The organism is Klebsiella sp. X13, from assembly GCF_003323835.1.
GTDB lineage: Bacteria > Pseudomonadota > Gammaproteobacteria > Enterobacterales > Enterobacteriaceae > Klebsiella > Klebsiella ornithinolytica.
In genome coordinates this window covers 3,792,082-3,812,470 of the sequence record NZ_CP030874.1, presented here as the reverse complement: position 1 = coordinate 3,812,470, position 20,389 = coordinate 3,792,082, and the positions used below count along the sequence as shown (strand labels likewise).

Genomic DNA, 20,389 nt, shown 5'->3' with positions numbered 1-20,389 from the left:
TTGTAATGCTTTGGTCGCGCCCTGACCAGTGCGAGCGTTATCACCACGAGGCGGGAAAAAATCCGGTAAACTTAACGGATTCAGGTTTAAGGATAATTGCCATGACAATTCATGCAACAGATGTCGCCATTGTGGGTGGCGGAATGGTTGGCGGAGCCCTGGCGCTGGGGCTGGCGCAGCACGGTTTTACGGTAACGGTTATCGAGACATCGGCACCGCCGGCATTTGCGCCTTCAGCGCCGCCGGATGTGCGTATTTCGGCAATTAGCGCCGCTTCTGTCGGGTTACTAAAAAGCCTCGGCGTCTGGGATGCGGTGCGCGGCATGCGTGCGCATCCCTATCGCCGGCTGGAGACCTGGGAATGGGAGGATGCGCATGTGACCTTTGATGCCGCCGAGCTGAAGCTGCCTGAGCTGGGTTATATGGTGGAGAACAATGTTCTGCAGCTCGCCCTATGGCAGGCGCTGATGGCGCATGAGCGCATCACGTTCGAGGTTGGCGCATCGTTACAGGAGATGCAGCGAGAGGAGACCTGTACGACATTGCGTCTGAGCGACGGTGGCGAGTGCGCAGCCAGCCTGGTTATCGGCGCCGATGGCGCCAACTCGCAGGTGCGCCAGTTGGCCGGAATTGGCGTTCACGCATGGCAGTATCAGCAATCCTGCATGTTGATTAGCGTGCAGTGCGCAGAGGAGCCTGGCAACAGCACCTGGCAGCAGTTTACGCCATCGGGCCCGCGCGCATTTCTGCCGTTGTTCGACAATTGGGCATCGCTGGTGTGGTATGACACGCCCGCGCGTATTCGCCAGCTGCAGGGGATGAGTATGCCGCAGCTACAGCAGGAGATTGGGCGCCACTTCCCGTCCCGACTGGGGCAGGTCACGCCGCTGAGTGCGGGAGCGTTTCCACTAACCCGTCGCCATGCGCTGCAGTATGTACAGCCGGGGCTGGCGCTGGTGGGAGATGCTGCGCATACCATTCATCCGCTGGCGGGGCAGGGGGTGAATCTGGGCTATCGCGATGTTGACGCGCTGCTGGATATTTTGAGCGAGGCGAAAAGCCAGGGTGAAGCATGGGCCAGTCTTCCGGTGCTGAAACGCTACCAGGCGCGACGCAGGGCGGATAATTTTATTATGCAGTCGGGTATGGATCTGTTTTATGCCGGCTTCACCAACGATCTGGCGCCGGTGCGCGTGCTGCGCAATATCGGCTTAATGGCTGCGGCACATGCGGGCGTTTTAAAGCGTCAGGCGCTGAAGTACGCCCTGGGATTGTAAGCGCAGTTCCCGGCTGGCGCGTCGCTTAGCCGGGATATTAGCGCTAAGCGTTGTCCGTCGTCGCCTGAGTATGGCGTTAACGTCGCGATCCGGATTGAACCGAATGCAGAAAACAAAAAAGCTCGCCGAAGCGAGCTTTTTTGCTATTAAGTGGCTGGGGTACGAGGATTCGAACCTCGGAATGCTGGTATCAGAAACCAGAGCCTTACCGCTTGGCGATACCCCAACGGGTGCGTCCACAGTGTGAACGACTTTTTAAAATTGGCTGGGGTACGAGGATTCGAACCTCGGAATGCCGGAATCAGAATCCGGTGCCTTACCGCTTGGCGATACCCCAACAATTCTTTCTGGATTTATCGAAATGAATCAATAATTCCTTTATATGGTGGCTACGACGGGATTCGAACCTGTGACCCCATCATTATGAGTGATGTGCTCTAACCAGCTGAGCTACGTAGCCAATTTTATCATATTCTTCGATGGCTGGGGTACCTGGATTCGAACCAGGGAATGCCGGTATCAAAAACCGGTGCCTTACCGCTTGGCGATACCCCAATAACCGTCGCGGTGAACCGCAAACATCGAAGAAAATGGCTGGGGTACCTGGATTCGAACCAGGGAATGCCGGTATCAAAAACCGGTGCCTTACCGCTTGGCGATACCCCAACAAAAAATCTTTTACTTCCAGAAGAGGTTATCTACAAACTTATTACGGCAGCCTTTATGGCCATCTTACAGCCTGGATATACCCCATCCGTGCAACGCTTTGGGTGAATGGTGCGGGAGGCGAGACTTGAACTCGCACACCTTGCGGCGCCAGAACCTAAATCTGGTGCGTCTACCAATTTCGCCACTCCCGCAAAAAAAGATGGTGGCTACGACGGGATTCGAACCTGTGACCCCATCATTATGAGTGATGTGCTCTAACCAGCTGAGCTACGTAGCCATCTTTTTTTCGCGTTACCTTATCGGCGTTGCGGGGCGCATTATGCGTATTGGGCCTGCGAGCGTCAACCCCTTTTTCAATGAAAATCGCCGGAATGTGACTGTTTGGTTAGGTTGCGAACAGCGTGATGGAATAATCGGCAATTATTGGTTATTTATCGTTTTTCTGCGGTAAAAAAAGCAATAAAAAAACGGACCCCGAGGGGTCCGCCGATCGTACAAATTGGTTATTTATAAGCTGACTGGTGAACGCCAACGGCGCGTCCTGATGGATCGTTCATGGTTTTGAACGCTTCGTCCCACTCAATCGCCTTAGCCGATGAACAGGCTACTGACGGGCCGCCAGGTACGCATTCGGCAGCGCTAGGAACCGGGAACAGCTCCTCGAAGATTTCACGATACAGGTACGCTTCTTTGGAAGACGGCGTGTTGTACGGGAAACGGAAGCTGGCGGTTTCCAACTGCTGATCGGAGACCTGTTTCGCCGCAACCTCTTTTAACGTATCGATCCAGCTGTAGCCTACGCCGTCAGAGAACTGCTCTTTCTGGCGCCATGCGACGCTGGCCGGCAGATAGGATTCAAAACATTCACGCAGGATATGCTTTTCCATTTTACCGTTGCCGCACATCTTATCCTGCGGGTTGATGCGCATGGCGACGTCGAGGAACTGCTTGTCGAGGAACGGCACGCGGGCTTCCACGCCCCACGCCGACATCGCTTTGTTGGCACGGGCGCAGTCAAACATATGCAGAGCCTGCAGCTTACGCACGGTCTCTTCATGCAGCTCTTTAGCGTTTGGCGCTTTATGGAAATAGAGATAGCCGCCGAACACTTCATCAGAACCTTCGCCTGACAACACCATTTTGATGCCCATCGCTTTGATTTTACGCGACATTAAATACATCGGCGTCGAGGCGCGGATGGTGGTCACATCATAGGTTTCGATGTGATAGATAACGTCGCGAATGGCATCAAGGCCTTCCTGCACGGTGAAGTGGATCTCGTGGTGGACGGTACCCAGATGGTTTGCCACTTCCTGCGCGGCTTTCAGGTCCGGCGAGCCCTGCAGGCCGACGGCGAAAGAGTGCAGCTGCGGCCACCAGGCTTCGCTGCGTTCCTGATCTTCAACCCGGCGAGCGGCGAATTTTTTGGTGATGGCGGAGATAACCGACGAATCGAGGCCACCGGACAGCAGCACGCCATACGGCACATCAGACATCAGATGGCTTTTGACGGACTCTTCCAGCGCCTGACGCAGTTCGTTTTTATCCGTGACGTTGTCTTTAACCGCATCATAGTCGAACCAGTCGCGCTGGTAGTACTGGCGGATTTCGCCATCTTTGCTCCACAGGTAGCTACCTGCCGGGAACTCTTTGATTGTCCGGCAGACCGGTACCAGCGCTTTCATTTCTGAGGCGACGTAGAAGTTGCCGTGCTCGTCGTGGCCCATATACAGCGGAATGATGCCGATATGGTCGCGACCAATCAGATAGGCGTCCTGCTCGCTATCGTACAGCGCGAAGGCGAACATTCCCTGCAGATCGTCGAGGAATGCCGGGCCTTTTTCCTGGTACAGGGCAAGGATGACTTCGCAGTCGGAGCCGGTCTGGAAGGTATAGCGATCGCCATATTCCGCACGCAGCGCCTGATGGTTGTAAATTTCGCCGTTTACCGCCAGCGCGTGGGTTTTTTGCGCGTTGTACAACGGCTGGGCCCCGGCGTTCACGTCGACGATAGACAGACGCTCATGGACCAAAATGGCTTTATCGCTGGCGTAAACGCCGGACCAGTCCGGACCGCGGTGGCGCATCAGGCGGGAAAGTTCCAGTGCCTTTTTACGCAGCTCGACCGCGTCAGTTTTAATATCCAGTACGCCGAAAATTGAACACATAACCTTCTCCATTACCCTGTCGTGTTGTGATGTTGTGCAGACGTCGTCTTATCGCGAGGTCTCAGTGCATGTCTAAGAAAATGCCGCAAAGGAGAGGGAGGCGCAAGAGATTTACGGTCAGTAAAAGAAAAAACGCAATGACGATTGCTGAATATTAAAAAAAGAACATGTTTTGAGCGTCTTTATTGATGAATGTGCAGTGATAAGCCGTTTCTATTAGATGAGGTTCTTTTTTCAGGTACGATAAATGAAAAACCACGTCCTGGGACGTGGTTTTATTCAGAAAATATCAATTTCGGCAACGGACGGATAGATCCACGACGGTCGGAACGGCAGGCTGTCGATATCGTCGAGCGTCGAGACGCCGGAGAGAACCAAAATAGTTTCCAGACCAGCCTGGAAACCGGCCAGGATATCGGTACGCAGGTTGTCGCCGACGATAACCGTCTGCTCGGAGTGCGCCTGCATCTTATTCAGCGCAGAGCGGATGATCCACGGACTGGGTTTTCCCACATAGAACGGCTTGCGGCCGGAGATCTTCTCAATTCCGGCACAGAGAGCGCCGCAGGCCGGGTAGAAGCCGCGGCCGTGAGTATCCGGGTTGGTGGCAATGAAGCGTGCGCCGTTGGCGACAAAGAAGGCCGCTTTATGCATCATCTCCCAGTTAAAGGAGCGGGTTTCACCGACGATAACAAAATCCGGATTGACGTCGGTAATGGTAAAGCCGGCTTTATAAAGCTCGTGAATCAGTGCGCCTTCACCGACCACGTAGGCTTTCTTGCCTTCCTGGCGGCGCAGGAAATCAGCGGTGGCCATCGCGGAGGTATAAAAGGCGCTATCCGGCACGTCGATGCCGGCGGTCGCAAAGCGGTTTGCCAGGTCCTGCCCGGTCTGGGAAGGGTAGTTGGTCAACATCACCAACGGCATATCTTTCTCAAGAATGCGTTTGATAAATTCGGCAGCGCCCGGCACGGCCACATTGTCGTGCATCAGCACGCCGTCAATATCACAGATTACGTTTTGAATGGTCATGGACAGTCCGACATTTTTGAAGAAAGGCGAAACTATATAGCCGCGTTAGCTTTCCAGCAAACGCTGGAGCAGTATACCGTTGAGCATGGCGCGCTTCACCAGCGCAAAAGCGCCGATTGCGGAGCGGTGATCTAACGTCGAACGCACCACCGGCAGGTTCTTGCGAAACGCCTTCAGTGCCTGAGCGTTAATGCAGCCTTCAATCGCGGGTAACAGTACCTTCTCTGCTTCGACAATTTCGCCGGCGATCACCACTTTTTGCGGATTAAACAGGTTAATGGCGATAGCAATGGTTTTGCCCAGGTGACGCCCCACATATTCGATGACCTCGCAGGCCAGGGCGTCGCCTTTGTTGGCCGCTTTGCAGATAGCTTTGATCGTGCACTCATCCGCAGTCAGTTTACTCTGGTAGCCCTGCTCAAGAAGGTGACGCACGCGTTGTTCGATGGCGGCGTTCGCCGCGACGGTCTCCAGGCAGCCAAAATTCCCGCAGTGACAGCGTTCGCCCAGCGGGTCGACCTGAATATGGCCTATCTCGCCGACGTTGCCGTTACGACCGATAAAAATGCGTCCGTTGGAGATGATTCCCGCGCCGGTACCGCGATGGACGCGCACCAGAATAGAGTCTTCGCAATCCTGACTTGCACCAAAATAGTGCTCTGCCAGCGCAAGGCTGCGAATATCGTGACCAACAAAACAGGTGACTTTAAAGCGTTTTTCCAGCGCTTCAACCAGCCCCCAGTTCTCAACCTGAATATGCGGCATATAGCGAATCACGCCGCTTTCCGGGTCAACGAGTCCGGGTAAGATCACGGAGATGGCGATGAGTTCGCGGATCTTGCGCTGGCAGCGTTCAGTAAAGGCCGCAATGATGTTCAGCAGCGCATGTTCCAGCGTCTCCTGGGTGCGTTCAGGCAGCGGAAAATGTTCTTCTTCCAGCGTCTTACTGCTTAAATCATACAGGGTCAGCGTCGCGTCGTAGCGACCAAGGCGTACGCCGATAGCATGGAAGTTGCGGGTTTCCGCAATAATAGAGATGGCGCGGCGGCCCCCGGTGGAGGCCTGCTGATCGACTTCTTTGATCAGCCCGCGTTCAATCAGTTGGCGCGTGATTTTGGTCACGCTGGCAGGGGCAAGCTGGCTTTGTTCCGCGATCTGAATGCGCGAAATGGGGCCGTGCTGGTCAATGAGCCGATACACGGCCGCGCTGTTCAGCTGTTTTACGAGATCAACGTTACCAATTTGAGCATGTCCGCCTGCTGTCATTCTTTACTTACTCAGTGACGACCTCGTTACCATTAACGATGGTCTTGATGATTTTATAATCGCGGGTAAAGGCGGTCAGGTTAGCGACCATTCCCGGTGCGATGCTGCCAAGCTGTTTCTCTACGCCAATGGCGCGTGCGGGATAGAGGGTTGCCATACGCAACACTTCGTCCAGTGCGATACCGCAATGCTCGACGAGATTGCGGACACCTTCAATCATGGTCAGCGAAGAACCGCTGAGGGTACCATTTTCATCCACGCACAGCCCGTTACGGTAGTATATTGTTTTACCAGCAAAAATGAACTGGTCAATATGCGCGCCGGCGGGGGCGGTTGCGTCAGTGACGAGGCACAGCTTGTCGCCTTTCAGGCGTTTTGCATTCCGCACGTTAGCATAATCCACATGCATACCGTCGACGATAATACCGCAGTAAACGTCCGGTTCGTCGAAAATCGCGCCTGCCAGGCCCGGTTCGCGCCCGGTGATGTACGGCATGGCGTTGTACAGATGGGTCGCGAAGGTGATGCCCGCGCGAAAACCGATTTTCGCCTCTTTCAGCGTGGCATTGGAGTGGCCTGCGGAAACAACGATCCCGGCAGCCACCAGTTTACGAATCACCTCGGTACTGACGCGCTCAGGGGCGAGAGTCACTTTGGTGATCACATCGGCGTTTTCACACAGAAAATCGACCAGCGCAGCGTCCGGCTTACGCACGTAGTCCGGGTTGTGGGTGCCTTTTTTCACGATGTTCAGCCACGGGCCTTCAAGGTGCAGACCCAGCGCCTGGTTCGGATGTTTTTGCAGGTACTCGCGCATGACGCGCACGCCCTGTTTCATCAATTCATCGCTGGAGGTAATCAGCGTCGGCAGATAGCTGGTGCAGCCGGAACGTTCGTTGGCCTTCTGCATAATTTCCAGCGTTTCGACGGTGACGGCGTCTGGGCTGTCGTTAAACTGCACGCCGCCACAGCCGTTCAGCTGTACGTCGATAAAACCGGGGGCAAGAATGGCGCCATTGACCGAGCGTTGCTCAATCTCAGACGGCAAATCAGCCAGTGAACAGATACGTTCGATAAGGCCATCAGCGATGATAATCGCATGGTCATCCAGAATTTCATGACCGGTATAAATCCGGCCTTGGGTTAATGCATACATTACGACCCCCGGTTCACACACGCTCCGCGGCAGGCTGGCTTCTAAGGGTTGGTCTGATGCCGCCTGGCGGAGCTGGTGTAGCAAAAAAATGAAATGTCCCGCGGACAAGCCGCAGGACGAGACTACCTTACAGCCCTTTGACGTTTTCGGCTTCTAATTCATTGAAGTATTTCAACGTCTTCACTTTCAGCTCCATGGTGGACGGCTCGTCGCAGACGATCACCGCTTTCGGGTGCAGCTGCAGACAGGTAATGGTCCACATATGGTTAACGTTGCCTTCAACCGCCGCCTGCAGCGCCAGCGCTTTCTGGTGACCCAGTACCAGAATCATCACTTCTTCCGCATCCAGCAGGGTGCCCACGCCCACGGTCAGCGCATATTTCGGCACCAGATCCACATCGCCGTCGAAGAAACGGGAGTTCGCTACGCGGGTTTCATGGGTCAGGGTTTTAATACGGGTACGAGAGGCCAGTGAAGAGGCGGGTTCGTTGAACGCGATATGCCCGTCGTTGCCAACGCCGCCCATAAACAGGTTGATTTTACCGTAGGAGCGGATTTTTTCTTCATAGCGGCGGCATTCTGCATCGATATCTGGCGCATTGCCGTTCAGCAGGTTAATGTTTTCCGCCGGAATATCAACGTGATCAAAGAAATTACGATGCATGAAGCTATGATAGCTTTCCGGATGCTCTTTCGGCAGACCGACATATTCGTCCATGTTGAAGGTCACAACATGTTTAAAGCTAACCTGGCCTGATTTGTGCATTTCAACCAGCGCTTTGTAAGCGGTCAGAGGCGTACCACCGGTAGGCAGACCCAGGACAAACGGACGGTCCGCCGTCGGTTTGAACGCGTTAATGCGGTTAACGATGTGGCGAGCGGCCCATTTGCCGACTTGTTCAGCAGTTACCAGGGGGATCAGTCTCATTCTTCACCTCTATAGTTAAATTAGAACCTGGCGGATTGGCGCCGGCATACTATTAAGAGTATTACAGTCACTACGACGAGCGGGGTCAATCCGTGTTGATTTTTTGAATGATAAAATAAGTTTTCGATGTTAGCCAGTCACAGGGAGGGGTTAATACGATATTTGGTGATTATAGTCACAAAAAATACGCATTTAATTTGCGATACGAATTAATTTTCCACACACTTTGCAAGTAAGTTAAAAAACCAACCTGGTTACACAATAAAAAAGTGGCTTTGAATGAGCCTTATCGGGGTCTCATAGGGGGAATAAAGTGAGTATTCTAGGTTATCTACAAAAGGTTGGCCGCGCGCTTATGGTGCCGGTCGCCACGCTGCCGGCGGCAGCGATATTAATGGGTGTCGGTTACTGGATTGACCCGGTAGGCTGGGGTGGAAGCAACGCGCTGGCCGCGTTCTTCATTAAATCCGGTTCCGCGATCATCGACAATATGTCCGTACTATTCGCCATTGGTGTGGCTTATGGTATGTCGAAAGATAAAGATGGCGCTGCGGCGTTAACCGGCTTTGTGGGCTTCCTCGTGTTGACCACGCTCTGCTCTCCGGCTGCGGTTTCCATGATCCAGAAGATTCCGGCGGATCAGGTTCCTGCAGCATTCGGTAAGATCAGCAACCAGTTCGTGGGTATCCTCGTGGGGATCATTTCCGCGGAGCTGTATAACCGCTTCAGCAGCGTTGAACTGCCGAAAGCGCTCTCCTTCTTTAGCGGCCGCCGTCTGGTGCCGATTCTCACCTCTTTTGTGATGATCGCCGTTGCGTTCATCATGATGTATATCTGGCCGGTTATCTTCGACGGTCTGGTAAACTTCGGTGAGCATATCCAGAAACTGGGTTCCGTCGGTGCGGGCGTGTATGCGTTCTTCAACCGTCTGCTCATTCCGGTCGGACTGCACCACGCGCTGAACTCCGTGTTCTGGTTTGACGTTGCTGGTATTAACGATATTCCTAACTTCCTCGGTGGCGCTCAGTCTATCGAAGCAGGTAAAGCGGTTGTGGGGATCACCGGTCGTTATCAGGCGGGCTTCTTCCCGATTATGATGTTCGGTTTACCGGGTGCGGCGCTGGCTATCTACCACTGCGCGCGTCCTGAGAACAAGGCAAAAGTGCTGGGTATTATGATGGCGGGCGCCTTTGCCGCCTTCTTTACCGGGATCACTGAACCGCTGGAGTTCTCCTTCATGTTCGTGGCGCCGGTGCTGTATGTCATTCACGCCGTGTTGACCGGTATCTCCGTGTTCATCGCTGCCAGCATGCACTGGATTGCCGGTTTCGGCTTCAGCGCCGGTCTGGTGGATATGGTGCTGTCGTCCCGTAACCCGCTGGCGGTCCACTGGTGGATGCTGATCCCGCAGGGTCTGGTCTTCTTCGTTATTTACTACGTGGTCTTCCGCTTCACCATCACCAAATTCAACCTGATGACCCCGGGTCGCGAACTGGCCGTTGCCGGTAGCGAAGCGGATGGTCAGGATGTGAATGTCAGCAGCGGCAAAGAGCAGGATGTTGCAGGTCTGGCACGTCAGTACATCGCTGCAGTCGGCGGTTCTGACAACCTGACCGGTATCGATGCCTGCATCACCCGTTTGCGTCTGAACGTTAAAGACTCTTCTCTGGTGAACGAAGCGCTGGCGAAACGTCTGGGCGCGTCAGGCGTTATTCGCCTGAACAAAACGAGCGTACAGATCATTGTCGGCTTCGTGGCGGAAAAAATCGCTAACGCGATGAAAACGACGGGACCAGTAGCCGCAGCAGAAGGCAACGCTGCACCTGCCGCCGCCGCTCCGACTGCAAAACCGCAGGCCGTGGCTAACGCCAAAACCATCGCGGCGCTGGTATCGCCGATTACCGGTGATATCGTTGCGCTGGAGCAGGTGCCTGATGAAGCCTTCGCCAGCAAAGCGGTCGGCGATGGCGTGGCGGTGAAACCGACCGACAAAACCGTCGTAGCTCCGGCTGCCGGTACCGTCGTGAAGATCTTCAACACCAACCATGCGTTCTGCCTGGAAACGGAAAATGGCGCGGAAATCGTCGTCCATATGGGCATTGATACCGTGGCGCTGAACGGCCAAGGCTTCAAACGACTGGTTGAAGAAGGTGCGGAAGTGCAGGCTGGCCAGCCGATTCTGGAAATGGATCTGGACTACCTGAATGCCAATGCCCGTTCAATGATCAGCCCCGTCGTGTGCAGCAACAGCGACGATTACAGTGCGCTGGTGATTCTGGCAACCGGTAAGGTGGTGGCAGGTCAGACGCCGCTGTATGAGATTAAAGGCAAGTAAGGCTCCTGAGTAGCGTTTATGCCTGAGCGGCGGGGGGAAACCTCCGCCGCTTTTTTTTAGCCCATCTGACCCCATAATCTTCTTCAGATACGTATTTTCAGTAACTAATAGTTGTCTCTACGCCCCGCTTGTAAGATCATGTGCCGTTATACGTTGTTTACGCTTTGAGGAACCCACGATGAGTGAGGCAGAAGCCCGCCCGACTAACTTTATTCGTCAGATCATTGATGAAGATCTGGCTACTGGTAAGCACACCACCGTTCATACTCGTTTCCCGCCGGAACCGAACGGTTATCTGCACATTGGCCATGCGAAGTCTATTTGCCTGAACTTTGGTATTGCTCAGGATTATCAGGGTCAATGCAACCTGCGTTTCGATGACACCAACCCGGTGAAAGAAGATATCGAATACGTGGAGTCGATTAAAAACGACGTGCAGTGGTTAGGTTTCCACTGGTCCGGGGATGTTTGCTACTCGTCTGATTACTTTGACCAGCTGCACCAGTATGCCATTGAGCTGATCAACAAAGGCCTGGCCTATGTTGACGAACTGTCGGCGGATGAAATTCGCGAATACCGCGGTTCGCTGAAAGCGCCGGGTAAAAACAGCCCGTATCGCGATCGCAGCGTGGAAGAGAACCTGGCGCTGTTTGAAAAAATGCGTGCCGGTGGTTTTGAAGAGGGGAAAGCCTGCCTGCGTGCAAAAATCGATATGGCCTCGCCGTTTATCGTCATGCGCGATCCGGTGCTGTACCGCATTAAATTTGCCGATCATCATCAGACCGGCAGCAAGTGGTGCATCTATCCGATGTACGACTTCACGCACTGCATTAGCGATGCGCTGGAAGGCATTACGCACTCCCTGTGTACCCTCGAGTTCCAGGACAACCGTCGCCTGTATGATTGGGTGCTGGACAACATCAGCATCCCGGTTCACCCGCGTCAGTATGAATTCTCCCGTCTGAATCTCGAATATACCGTGATGTCCAAGCGTAAGCTGAACCAGCTGGTTACCGAGAAGCACGTAGAAGGCTGGGATGACCCGCGTATGCCGACCATTTCCGGTCTGCGTCGTCGCGGCTATACCGCCAGTTCTATTCGTGAATTCTGCAAGCGCATTGGCGTGACCAAGCAGGACAACACCATTGAGATGGCGTCACTGGAATCCTGCATCCGCGAAGATCTCAATGAAAACGCGCCGCGCGCCATGGCCGTTATCGACCCGGTTAAGCTGGTCATTGAAAACTACCCGCAGGGTGCAAGCGAAATGGTGACGATGCCGAATCATCCGAACAAACCGGAGATGGGCAGCCGTGAAGTACCGTTTAGCGCGGAGATCTGGATTGACCGCGCCGACTTCCGTGAAGAGGCGAATAAGCAGTACAAGCGCCTGGTGCTGGGTAAAGAAGTTCGCCTGCGTAATGCCTACGTGATCAAGGCCGAGCGTGTAGAGAAGGACGAAGAGGGTACGATCACCACGATCTTCTGTACCTATGACGCCGATACGCTGAGCAAAGATCCTGCCGATGGTCGTAAGGTCAAGGGCGTTATCCATTGGGTCAGCGCGGCACACGCGCTGCCGGTGGAGATTCGTCTGTACGATCGTCTGTTCAGCGTGCCGAATCCGGGCGCGGAAGAAGACTTCCTGACGGTGATGAACCCTGAATCGTTGGTGATCAAGCAGGGCTTCGCTGAACCGAGCCTGGCCACTGCGGAAGCCAGCAAAGCCTATCAGTTTGAGCGTGAAGGTTATTTCTGTCTCGATAGCCGCTATGCAACCGCAACGCATCTGGTGTTTAACCGCACCGTGGGTCTGCGTGATACCTGGGCTAAAGTCGGCGAGTAAATTTTTCGTCGCGGCCCGGCCCTCGTCTCTGTGTCAAAACGCCGCATTTAGCGGCGTTTTTTTTTATTTTGGAATCAGTGAATTAAGTTCGTTATTTTCGCGATGCGAATTAATCTTGTTTACTGTTTGTCATATCTGCCAGCTCTGCCACTCCTCCCACCGGTACACAAAACGGCTGTAAGCGCTTTCATTCTGTATTTTCTTTCTATTTAGTAATTACTTACGCATAAAAAAGGATGAGGCCTGATATTGTTACAAAAAGAAATAGAATATGTGCGCTTTGTCATAATCTTAAGCTTTGATCGGCGAAAGAGATTGATAATTCGCGTCACGAAAAATAGTCTATCAACAGTGGTTACGCGGCTTTTACCGCTCCACCTTTTTAGCAGTCTTATTTTTTTTCGCGGCTTGCCTTTGGCTCCGCGTTTTTAAAACGTCAAAGAGGATATGCACATGCGTACGTTTAGTGGCAAACGTAGTACGCTGGCGCTGGCTATTGCCGCCGTCACCGCGATGTCGGGCTGGATCGTTGTTCCGCAGGCCAGCGCAGCAGGTTTTATTGATGATTCCACCTTAACCGGCGGCATCTACTACTGGCAGCGTGAGCGCGACCGGAAAGATGTGACCGACGGCGATAAATACAAAACCAACCTTTCCCATTCGACCTGGAACGCCAATCTGGATTTCCAGTCCGGCTATGCCGCTGATATGTTTGGTATTGACGTGGCTGCCTTCACCGCAATTGAAATGGCGGAAAGCAGCGAAAGCGGTCACCCGAACGAAATTGCCTTCTCCTCAAAGAATAAAGCCTACGACGAAGATTACTCTGGCGATAAGAGCGGAATCAGCCTGTATAAAGCTGCGGCGAAATTTAAATATGGCCCGGTGTGGGCTCGCGGCGGTTATATCCAGCCAACCGGGCAAACGCTGCTGGCTCCGCACTGGAGCTTTATGCCAGGTACTTACCAGGGGGCTGAAGCCGGCGCCAACTTTGATTACGGTGATGCCGGCGCGCTGAGTTTCTCCTATATGTGGACGAACGAATACAAAGCGCCATGGCACATCGAGATGGATAATTTCTACCAGAACGACAAGAAAACCAAAGTCGATTATCTGCACTCCCTGGGCGCCAAATACGATTTTAAAAATGACCTCGTGCTGGAAGCGGCGTTTGGCCAGGCTGAAGGCTATATCGACCAGTATTTTGCCAAGGCCAGCTACAAATTTGATATCGCGGGTACGCCGTTAAACACCAGCTACCAGTTCTATGGCACGCGCGACAAAGTCAGTAACGGCGGCACGAACGATATCTACGACGGTACTGCCTGGCTGCAGGCGCTGACCTTTGGCTACAAGGTTGCTGATGTCCTCGACCTGCGTCTGGAAGGCACCTGGGTGAAAGCTGAAGGCCAGCAGGGCTACTTCCTGCAGCGTATGACCCCAACCTATGCCTCTTCCAACGGTCGTCTTGATGTATGGTGGGATAACCGTTCTGACTTCAACGCCAACGGTGAGAAAGCGGTGTTCTTCGGCGCGATGTATGACATGAAAAACTGGAATATGCCGGGCTGGGCGTTTGGCGCCTCTTACGTCTACGCATGGGATGCCAAACCGGGCAGAATGTCCACGCCGGACGCCTATTACAATCCGGACAAACGGCTGGAAGAGTCCGCGTATAGCCTCGATGCCATGTACACCGTACAGGACGGCCGGGCAAAAGGAACGCTGTTTAAACTGCACTTTACCCAATACGACAACCACTCCGACATCCCGAGCTGGAGCGGTGGTTATGGCAACATCTTCCAGGATGAGCGTGACGTGAAGTTCATGGTTATTGCTCCGTTCACTATTTTCTGATGCCGCGGCGGCAGGCGTAAACCTGCCGCAAACCTGAGAGGTCAATTATGAAGAAGCTATTGCTCATCGCGGTTATGGCATCGGGCCTGGTAGCCTGTACGCAGTCCCCCGCGCCAAAAGAAGATACGAAACTAAAAGATGCTTACAGCGCCTGTATCAATACGGCGGAAGGGAATCCGGATAAGGTTCAGGCCTGCCAGAGCGTTCTCGACGTGCTGAAAGAAGATAAACAGCATCAGGCGTTTGCCAACCAGGAAAGCGTGCGCGTTCTGGATTACCAACAGTGTATTCAGGCGACCCGTACCGGCAATGACCAGGCGGTGAAAGCGCGTTGCGATCGTATCTGGAAAGAGATTCGCAGCAACAACACCAGGCCCTGATCGCGGGCGCCAGATCCTGTCAGTAAAAACGCCTGATGTTAACCATCAGGCGTTTTTTATGGCGCGCAATCCTGTGGCGATGTTCAGGCACTGATTGCCGTGGCTGCCCGGGGCTACTCATTCCCCACCAATCTTGATACCGACCCACCATTAGGTGGAATGGTACCGAAAACCCAACAGGCTCTGGTACGAGAAGCGCTGGCAAACCGCTGGGATGAGGAACCGTTTACCCGTGCTCTCGACGAGCATACCGCGCGCAGAAAAGGGTAGGCGTTTGCATATAAAAAAAGCCAACCGTCAGGTTGGCTTTTTGTGGTCCACGCGGTGGGAAATTACTTTTCCAGCGCGTCGTGTGCATGTTCATCTTCGCGGCAGTCGCCTTCCGCGCAGTGACCGTAAAGGTACAGACTGTGGTTGGTCAGACGGATGCCGTGGCGGTGGGCGATTTCACGCTGACGCGCTTCGATAGACTCATCGCTGAATTCGATCACTTTGCCACAATCGAGGCAAATAAGATGATCGTGATGGTGCTGCTGGGTCAGTTCGAAAACAGATTTACCGCCTTCGAAGTTGTGGCGAGTCACAATGCCAGCATCATCAAACTGGTTCAGCACGCGATAAACAGTAGCGAGACCAATCTCTTCACCCATGTCGATCAGGCGCTTGTATAAATCTTCCGCACTGACGTGATGGTTATCCGGTTCCTGCAGGACTTCCAGGATTTTTAATCGTGGAAGTGTGACTTTCAGGCCAGCCTTCTTTAATGCGGTATTGTTGTCAGTCATGCGGAATCTGTCCTGTTGCTAAACGATCTACTTCCATCAGCGGAAGTAATACAGAGAATCACCCGATGCAATGCGTCTCATTATAGAACTGCCATCGTTAAATGAAAACTGCAAGTATCGGGCCTTGTATGCTGTCAAAAACGAGGTCCCAGCTACAAACTACGTCACCTGACCTCGTTAAATCAGAGGACATTGTACAGATATGTGATTAAAAGTTAAAAACTTGTAGCTATTAGTTTGATTGCTTCTATCTATTAATGCGGCGAAACTTAACGGTAACGCCGCACAATCATCAGGCGTTTTTGATTTCTTCGAGGTGCAGCTCTTCAGAGACCTGCTTAACCCACTGAGTCACGCGTTCGTTGGTCAGTTCCGGCTGGCGGTCTTCATCGATAGCCAGGCCGACGAAGTGATCGTCATCCGCCAGGCCTTTAGAGGCTTCAAAATGATAGCCCGCGGTCGGCCAGTGGCCAACGATGGTGGCGCCGCGCGGTTCAATGATGTCGCGGATGGTGCCCAGCGCGTCACAGAAGTATTCCGCGTAGTCTTCCTGATCGCCGCAGCCAAACAGCGCAACCAGTTTACCGTTAAAGTCGACCTCTTCCAGCGTCGGGAAAAAGTCATCCCAGTCGCACTGAGCTTCACCGTAGTACCAGGTCGGAATGCCGAGCAGCAGGATGTCGTAGGCTTCCAGATCTTCTTTGCTGCTCTTGGCAATGTCGTGAACATCAGCAACATCTTTACCAAGCTGCTTCTGAATCATTTTTGCAATATTCTCGGTGTTGCCCGTGTCGCTGCCAAAAAAGATGCCGATGATTGCCATGAGTAAAATAACCTCTTGAAACTTAATGATGTGGTAGTGGCGTAATGCCCGCAGATAACGGCAATCATAGCAGAACAGGGGAGGGCGCGGAAACAGCAATCACGCCCGACTGCACACTCTGCTACATGAAAGTGTTTTTTTGAGGATTTTCAGGCTTTATCCCGGCTGTGCAGGGTTGCCAGCTGGTTCATCAGCATCTCTTCGATCAAATCGCTGCGGTTCATATTGCGAGCTTCCGCCAGCTCGTTGAGCGCATCAACCGCTTCAGCGTTGAGTTTTAACTCCACACGCTTCAGGCCGCGAACTTTGTCGCGTTTGAGCTGATTGCGTTTATTTATGCGCAGTTGTTCATCGCGCGAAAGCGGATTGGTCTTTGGTCTACCCGGGCGACGCTCGGTTGCGAACAAATCTAATGTCGTACGGTCCGTTTGTTCTTTTGCCATGATTCAGAGTGACTTCGGGGAAACAAGTTGCCGGGCTATAGCCGACACAGATAGCGCGCCATAATACATCAGGCGAACCGCTGCGCCAACGACCGCGGGCATTCTGCAGCGCGGTCGGGCAGTTTTTAGCCAGTTAAGCCTGCAAAGCGGTCAGATAGCGACGAATGGCGCGCAGGACGGCTTCCGGTTTCTCCGCATGCACCCAGTGGCCGGCGCCGGCGATGACGTGCGCTCGCGCCTGTGGGAACTGGGCGAGCAGGGTATCGCGATACTCATCGGAGACGTACGGCGAGTTGCCTCCCGGGATGAACAGGGTCGGATGAGGCCAGGCAGGAACCGTTTGCCAGCCCACGATGTGCGGATATTGATCCCATAATACCGGTACGTTGAAGCGCCACTGGCCATCAACGAAGGATTTCAGCAGAAACTGAATCACGCCTTCTTCCTGCAGATGTTGGCGCATCACCGTGGCCGCCTGCTGACGGGACGCGGCGCCGGCGTCGGTGACGGCATTGATGGCGTTGAAAATTTCATCATGACGGCGCACGTGGTAGTCCACCGGGGCAATATCAATGGCGACCAGGCCAGCGATGCGCTCCGGCGCCAGTGCGGTAAGCGCCATGACCGCTTTCCCCCCCATCGAATGACCAATAAAGATGGCTTTCTCTATCTGCCGATCGTCAAGAGTATCGATCAGATCCTGCGCCATCGCCGCGTAGGTCATCTCCGGCGAACGGGGGGAAAGACCGTGGTTGCGCATATCAACCTGCAAAATATCGTAGTCGTTCACCAGGTCGCGGGCGAGGATGCCCAGGTTGTCGAGACTACCAAACAGACCGTGAACCAGGACAACAGGGGAATTATTGTGCGGATTTTGTGCAGATTGCGTGCGGCTATTTAATTTCATGGCAAAGTTCTTTTTTTCGCTTCGTCGGGTTAGGGTATTATGTTGGACATTCTGCCATCCGGCTGCAAGACCCAGAGCTATCTGAGTTTTACCGCCATCCTGGTTTGACGCTATCCGCGGTCAGGATTTGTCCTTATAATCCTGACAACTTGTATTCAGAATAAGATATCGCACTGGATTAAGATGAAAACAATTGAAGTTGATGATGATCTCTATCGCTATATTGCCAGCCACACCCAGCATATTGGCGAGAGTGCATCCGACATTTTACGGCGCATGCTGAAATTTTCCGCCGTTTCCCAGACTGCCGCACCGGTCGTAAAAGCTGCGCCGGCGCCGGCTGCGACGCCTGCCGTCGAAGCGAAGCCCGTGAATCCGGCAAAAGATAAAGTCCGCGCGATGCGCGAGCTGCTGTTATCTGATGAATACGCCGAACAAAAACGCGCGGTAAACCGCTTCATGCTGGTCCTGACCACGCTGTACTCCTTAGATAACAAAGCGTTTGCTGAGGCCACCGAGTCTCTGCACGGGCGCACCCGCGTGTACTTTGCCGAAGATTCGCGGATCCTGCTAAAAAGCGGTAACCAGACTAAACCGAAACAGGTTCCTGGTACTCCGTGGTGGGTTATCACCAATACCAATACCGGTCGTAAGTGCAGCATGATCGAACACATCATGCAGTCGATGCAGTTCCCAGCGGAATTAATTGAGAAGGTCTGCGGCACGATCTAGTTTTATTCACCTTGCATCAGAAGGATCAGGCAATGGCAATCGATAAGCGTGCGGGTCAGCCTGCACAACAGAGTGATTTGATTAACGTCGCTCAGCTGACCGCGCAGTACTACGTACTGAAGCCGGAAGCGGGCAACGCGGAGCATGCGGTGAAGTTTGGCACCTCTGGCCATCGTGGCAGTGCAGGGCGCCATAACTTCAATGAGCAGCATATTCTGGCGATCGCTCAGGCGATTGCGGAAGACCGCGCGAAGAACGGGATTACCGGTCCCTGCTACGTGGGTAAAGATACCCACGCGCTCTCCGAACCGGCCTTTATTTCCGTACTGGAAGTGCTGGCGGCCAACGGCGTTGATGTTATCGTGCAGGAAAACAACGGTTTCACCCCGACGCCGGCCATTTCCAATGCCATCCTGGTGCACAACAAAAAAGGTGGTCCGCTGGCGGACGGCATCGTGATTACGCCGTCTCATAACCCGCCGGAAGATGGCGGTATTAAGTACAACCCGCCGAACGGCGGCCCGGCTGATACCAACGTCACCAAAGTGGTAGAGAATCGCGCTAACGAACTGCTGGCCTCGGGTCTGCAGGGCGTCAAGCGCATCTCCCTCGATGCGGCACTGGCATCCGGTCATGTTAAAGAGCAGGATCTGGTGCAACCGTTTATCGAAGGGCTGGCGGATATCGTCGACATGGCGGCGATTCAGAAAGCCGGTCTGAAGCTCGGGGTCGATCCGTTGGGAGGTTCCGGTATCGAATACTGGAAACGTATTGCCGAGTACTACAAACTCGACCTGACTATCGTCAACGATCACGTCGATCAAACCTTCCGCTTTATGCACCTCGATAAAGACGGCGCCATTCGCATGGACTGCTCTTCTGAGTGTGCGATGGCAGGGCTGCTGGCGCTGCGCGATAAGTTCGATCTGGCTTTTGCTAACGATCCGGATTATGACCGTCACGGCATCGTCACGCCGGCGGGTCTGATGAACCCGAACCACTATCTGGCGGTGGCGATTAACTACCTGTTCCAGCATCGTCCGCAGTGGGGCCAGGATGTCGCCGTTGGTAAGACGCTGGTCTCCTCCGCGATGATCGATCGCGTGGTTAACGACCTGGGCCGCAAGCTGGTGGAAGTGCCGGTGGGCTTTAAATGGTTTGTTGACGGTCTGTTCGACGGCAGCTTCGGTTTTGGCGGCGAAGAGAGCGCGGGCGCATCGTTCCTGCGTTTTGACGGTACCCCGTGGTCGACCGACAAAGACGGTATCATCATGTGCCTGCTGGCGGCGGAAATCACCGCCGTCACCGGTAAAAACCCGCAGGAGCACTACGACGAACTGGCTGCCCGCTTCGGCGCGCCGAGCTATAACCGTCTGCAGGCTTCGGCTACTTCCGCACAGAAAGCGGCGCTGTCTAAGCTGTCGCCGGAAATGGTCAGCGCCAGCCAGTTGGCCGGCGATCCGATCACCGCACGTCTGACCGCCGCGCCGGGCAACGGCGCATCGATTGGTGGCCTGAAAGTGATGACCGACAACGGCTGGTTCGCCGCGCGTCCGTCAGGTACGGAAGATGCTTACAAGATCTACTGCGAGAGCTTCCTGGGTGAAGAACATCGTAAGCAGATCGAGAAAGAAGCGGTGGAAATCGTCAGCGAAGTGCTGAAAAACGCGTAATGCTGAACAATGTGACATGATGAAAGGAGCCGCAAGGCTCCTTTTTTGCATCCGCTTATTCTCTCTGCGTTCATTATAACGGCTCAGTCAGATCGCAAGCGGCAGACTTCCA

At 53.9% G+C, this 20,389-nt stretch carries 17 protein-coding genes and 7 tRNA genes; 8 read left to right on the top strand and 16 right to left on the bottom strand.

From position 1 onward, the window contains the following. Positions 1-101: 101 nt before the first annotated feature. Positions 102-1,277: a 3-demethoxyubiquinol 3-hydroxylase gene (ubiF, locus tag DSD31_RS18160; protein ID WP_103073195.1), complete on the top strand. Its 1,176-nt coding sequence runs from the start codon at positions 102-104 to the stop codon at positions 1,275-1,277. Between the two features lie 151 nt (positions 1,278-1,428). Here ubiF and DSD31_RS18155 read toward each other — a convergent pair. The 12 genes from DSD31_RS18155 to nagB all read right to left on the bottom strand — a co-directional run bounded on the left by DSD31_RS18155 (position 1,429) and on the right by nagB (position 8,496). Continuing rightward, positions 1,429-1,503 (bottom strand) — tRNA-Gln (locus DSD31_RS18155). A 36-nt stretch (positions 1,504-1,539) separates the two neighbouring features. After that, positions 1,540-1,614: transfer RNA gene (locus DSD31_RS18150), tRNA-Gln, on the bottom strand. Positions 1,615-1,660: 46 nt separating this feature from the next. Beyond that, positions 1,661-1,737, bottom strand: a tRNA-Met gene (locus tag DSD31_RS18145). 20 nt (positions 1,738-1,757) lie between these two features. Next, positions 1,758-1,832, bottom strand: a tRNA-Gln gene (locus tag DSD31_RS18140). A gap of 36 nt (positions 1,833-1,868) precedes the next feature. Further along, positions 1,869-1,943: transfer RNA gene (locus DSD31_RS18135), tRNA-Gln, on the bottom strand. Positions 1,944-2,052: 109 nt separating this feature from the next. Then, positions 2,053-2,137, bottom strand: a tRNA-Leu gene (locus tag DSD31_RS18130). 9 nt (positions 2,138-2,146) lie between these two features. Continuing rightward, positions 2,147-2,223: transfer RNA gene (locus tag DSD31_RS18125), tRNA-Met, on the bottom strand. Between the two features lie 226 nt (positions 2,224-2,449). After that, positions 2,450-4,114, bottom strand: a complete 1,665-nt coding sequence (gene asnB, locus DSD31_RS18120; protein WP_004859583.1) for an asparagine synthase B — start codon at positions 4,112-4,114, stop codon at positions 2,450-2,452. Between the two features lie 279 nt (positions 4,115-4,393). Continuing rightward, positions 4,394-5,146: an HAD-IIA family hydrolase gene (locus DSD31_RS18115; RefSeq protein ID WP_015584887.1), complete on the bottom strand. Its 753-nt coding sequence runs from the start codon at positions 5,144-5,146 to the stop codon at positions 4,394-4,396. Positions 5,147-5,191: 45 nt separating this feature from the next. After that, positions 5,192-6,412, bottom strand: a complete 1,221-nt coding sequence (gene nagC, locus DSD31_RS18110) for a DNA-binding transcriptional regulator NagC (protein ID WP_004859587.1) — start codon at positions 6,410-6,412, stop codon at positions 5,192-5,194. 7 nt (positions 6,413-6,419) lie between these two features. Next, on the bottom strand, positions 6,420-7,568 hold the full coding sequence (gene nagA, locus DSD31_RS18105; protein ID WP_015584886.1) for an N-acetylglucosamine-6-phosphate deacetylase: 1,149 nt from the start codon (positions 7,566-7,568) through the stop codon (positions 6,420-6,422). A 127-nt stretch (positions 7,569-7,695) separates the two neighbouring features. After that, complete coding sequence (gene nagB / locus DSD31_RS18100; protein WP_004859594.1) at positions 7,696-8,496, bottom strand: glucosamine-6-phosphate deaminase; 801 nt, start codon at positions 8,494-8,496, stop codon at positions 7,696-7,698. A gap of 313 nt (positions 8,497-8,809) precedes the next feature. On the opposite strand from nagB, the gene nagE reads away from it, so the two are divergent. The 5 genes from nagE (at position 8,810) to DSD31_RS18070 (ending at position 15,184) form a co-directional block, all read left to right on the top strand. Further along, the gene (gene nagE / locus DSD31_RS18095; RefSeq protein WP_015584885.1) at positions 8,810-10,831 is read left to right on the top strand and encodes an N-acetylglucosamine-specific PTS transporter subunit IIBC; all 2,022 of its coding nucleotides are present in this window, start codon (positions 8,810-8,812) and stop codon (positions 10,829-10,831) included. A gap of 178 nt (positions 10,832-11,009) precedes the next feature. Continuing rightward, complete coding sequence (gene glnS, locus DSD31_RS18090; protein WP_015584884.1) at positions 11,010-12,677, top strand: glutamine--tRNA ligase; 1,668 nt, start codon at positions 11,010-11,012, stop codon at positions 12,675-12,677. A gap of 453 nt (positions 12,678-13,130) precedes the next feature. After that, a complete protein-coding gene (chiP, locus tag DSD31_RS18080) occupies positions 13,131-14,534 on the top strand; it encodes a chitoporin ChiP (RefSeq protein WP_004859598.1) in 1,404 nt (467 codons plus the stop codon). 47 nt (positions 14,535-14,581) lie between these two features. Next, positions 14,582-14,914, top strand: a complete 333-nt coding sequence (locus DSD31_RS18075; RefSeq protein WP_015584883.1) for a ChiQ/YbfN family lipoprotein — start codon at positions 14,582-14,584, stop codon at positions 14,912-14,914. A gap of 99 nt (positions 14,915-15,013) precedes the next feature. Next, positions 15,014-15,184, top strand: a complete 171-nt coding sequence (locus DSD31_RS18070; RefSeq protein ID WP_227505878.1) for a hypothetical protein — start codon at positions 15,014-15,016, stop codon at positions 15,182-15,184. 62 nt (positions 15,185-15,246) lie between these two features. Here DSD31_RS18070 and fur read toward each other — a convergent pair whose 3' ends face one another. The 4 genes from fur to ybfF all read right to left on the bottom strand — a co-directional run bounded on the left by fur (position 15,247) and on the right by ybfF (position 17,872). Continuing rightward, the gene (gene fur / locus DSD31_RS18065) at positions 15,247-15,699 is read right to left on the bottom strand and encodes a ferric iron uptake transcriptional regulator (protein WP_015584881.1); all 453 of its coding nucleotides are present in this window, start codon (positions 15,697-15,699) and stop codon (positions 15,247-15,249) included. A gap of 292 nt (positions 15,700-15,991) precedes the next feature. After that, positions 15,992-16,522, bottom strand: a complete 531-nt coding sequence (gene fldA, locus DSD31_RS18060) for a flavodoxin FldA (RefSeq protein WP_004859605.1) — start codon at positions 16,520-16,522, stop codon at positions 15,992-15,994. 149 nt (positions 16,523-16,671) lie between these two features. Then, positions 16,672-16,965, bottom strand: a complete 294-nt coding sequence (gene ybfE, locus DSD31_RS18055; RefSeq protein WP_004859608.1) for a LexA regulated protein — start codon at positions 16,963-16,965, stop codon at positions 16,672-16,674. A 133-nt stretch (positions 16,966-17,098) separates the two neighbouring features. Next, on the bottom strand, positions 17,099-17,872 hold the full coding sequence (ybfF, locus tag DSD31_RS18050) for an esterase (RefSeq protein WP_113991229.1): 774 nt from the start codon (positions 17,870-17,872) through the stop codon (positions 17,099-17,101). Positions 17,873-18,055: 183 nt separating this feature from the next. On the opposite strand from ybfF, the gene seqA reads away from it, so the two are divergent. Together seqA and pgm are read left to right on the top strand one after the other, a co-directional pair. After that, positions 18,056-18,604: a replication initiation negative regulator SeqA gene (seqA, locus tag DSD31_RS18045; RefSeq protein ID WP_015584879.1), complete on the top strand. Its 549-nt coding sequence runs from the start codon at positions 18,056-18,058 to the stop codon at positions 18,602-18,604. Between the two features lie 32 nt (positions 18,605-18,636). Next, entirely contained in the window at positions 18,637-20,277 is a 1,641-nt protein-coding gene (gene pgm, locus DSD31_RS18040) for a phosphoglucomutase (alpha-D-glucose-1,6-bisphosphate-dependent) (RefSeq protein ID WP_004859615.1), read from the top strand. The last annotated feature ends 112 nt before the right edge of the window (positions 20,278-20,389 follow it).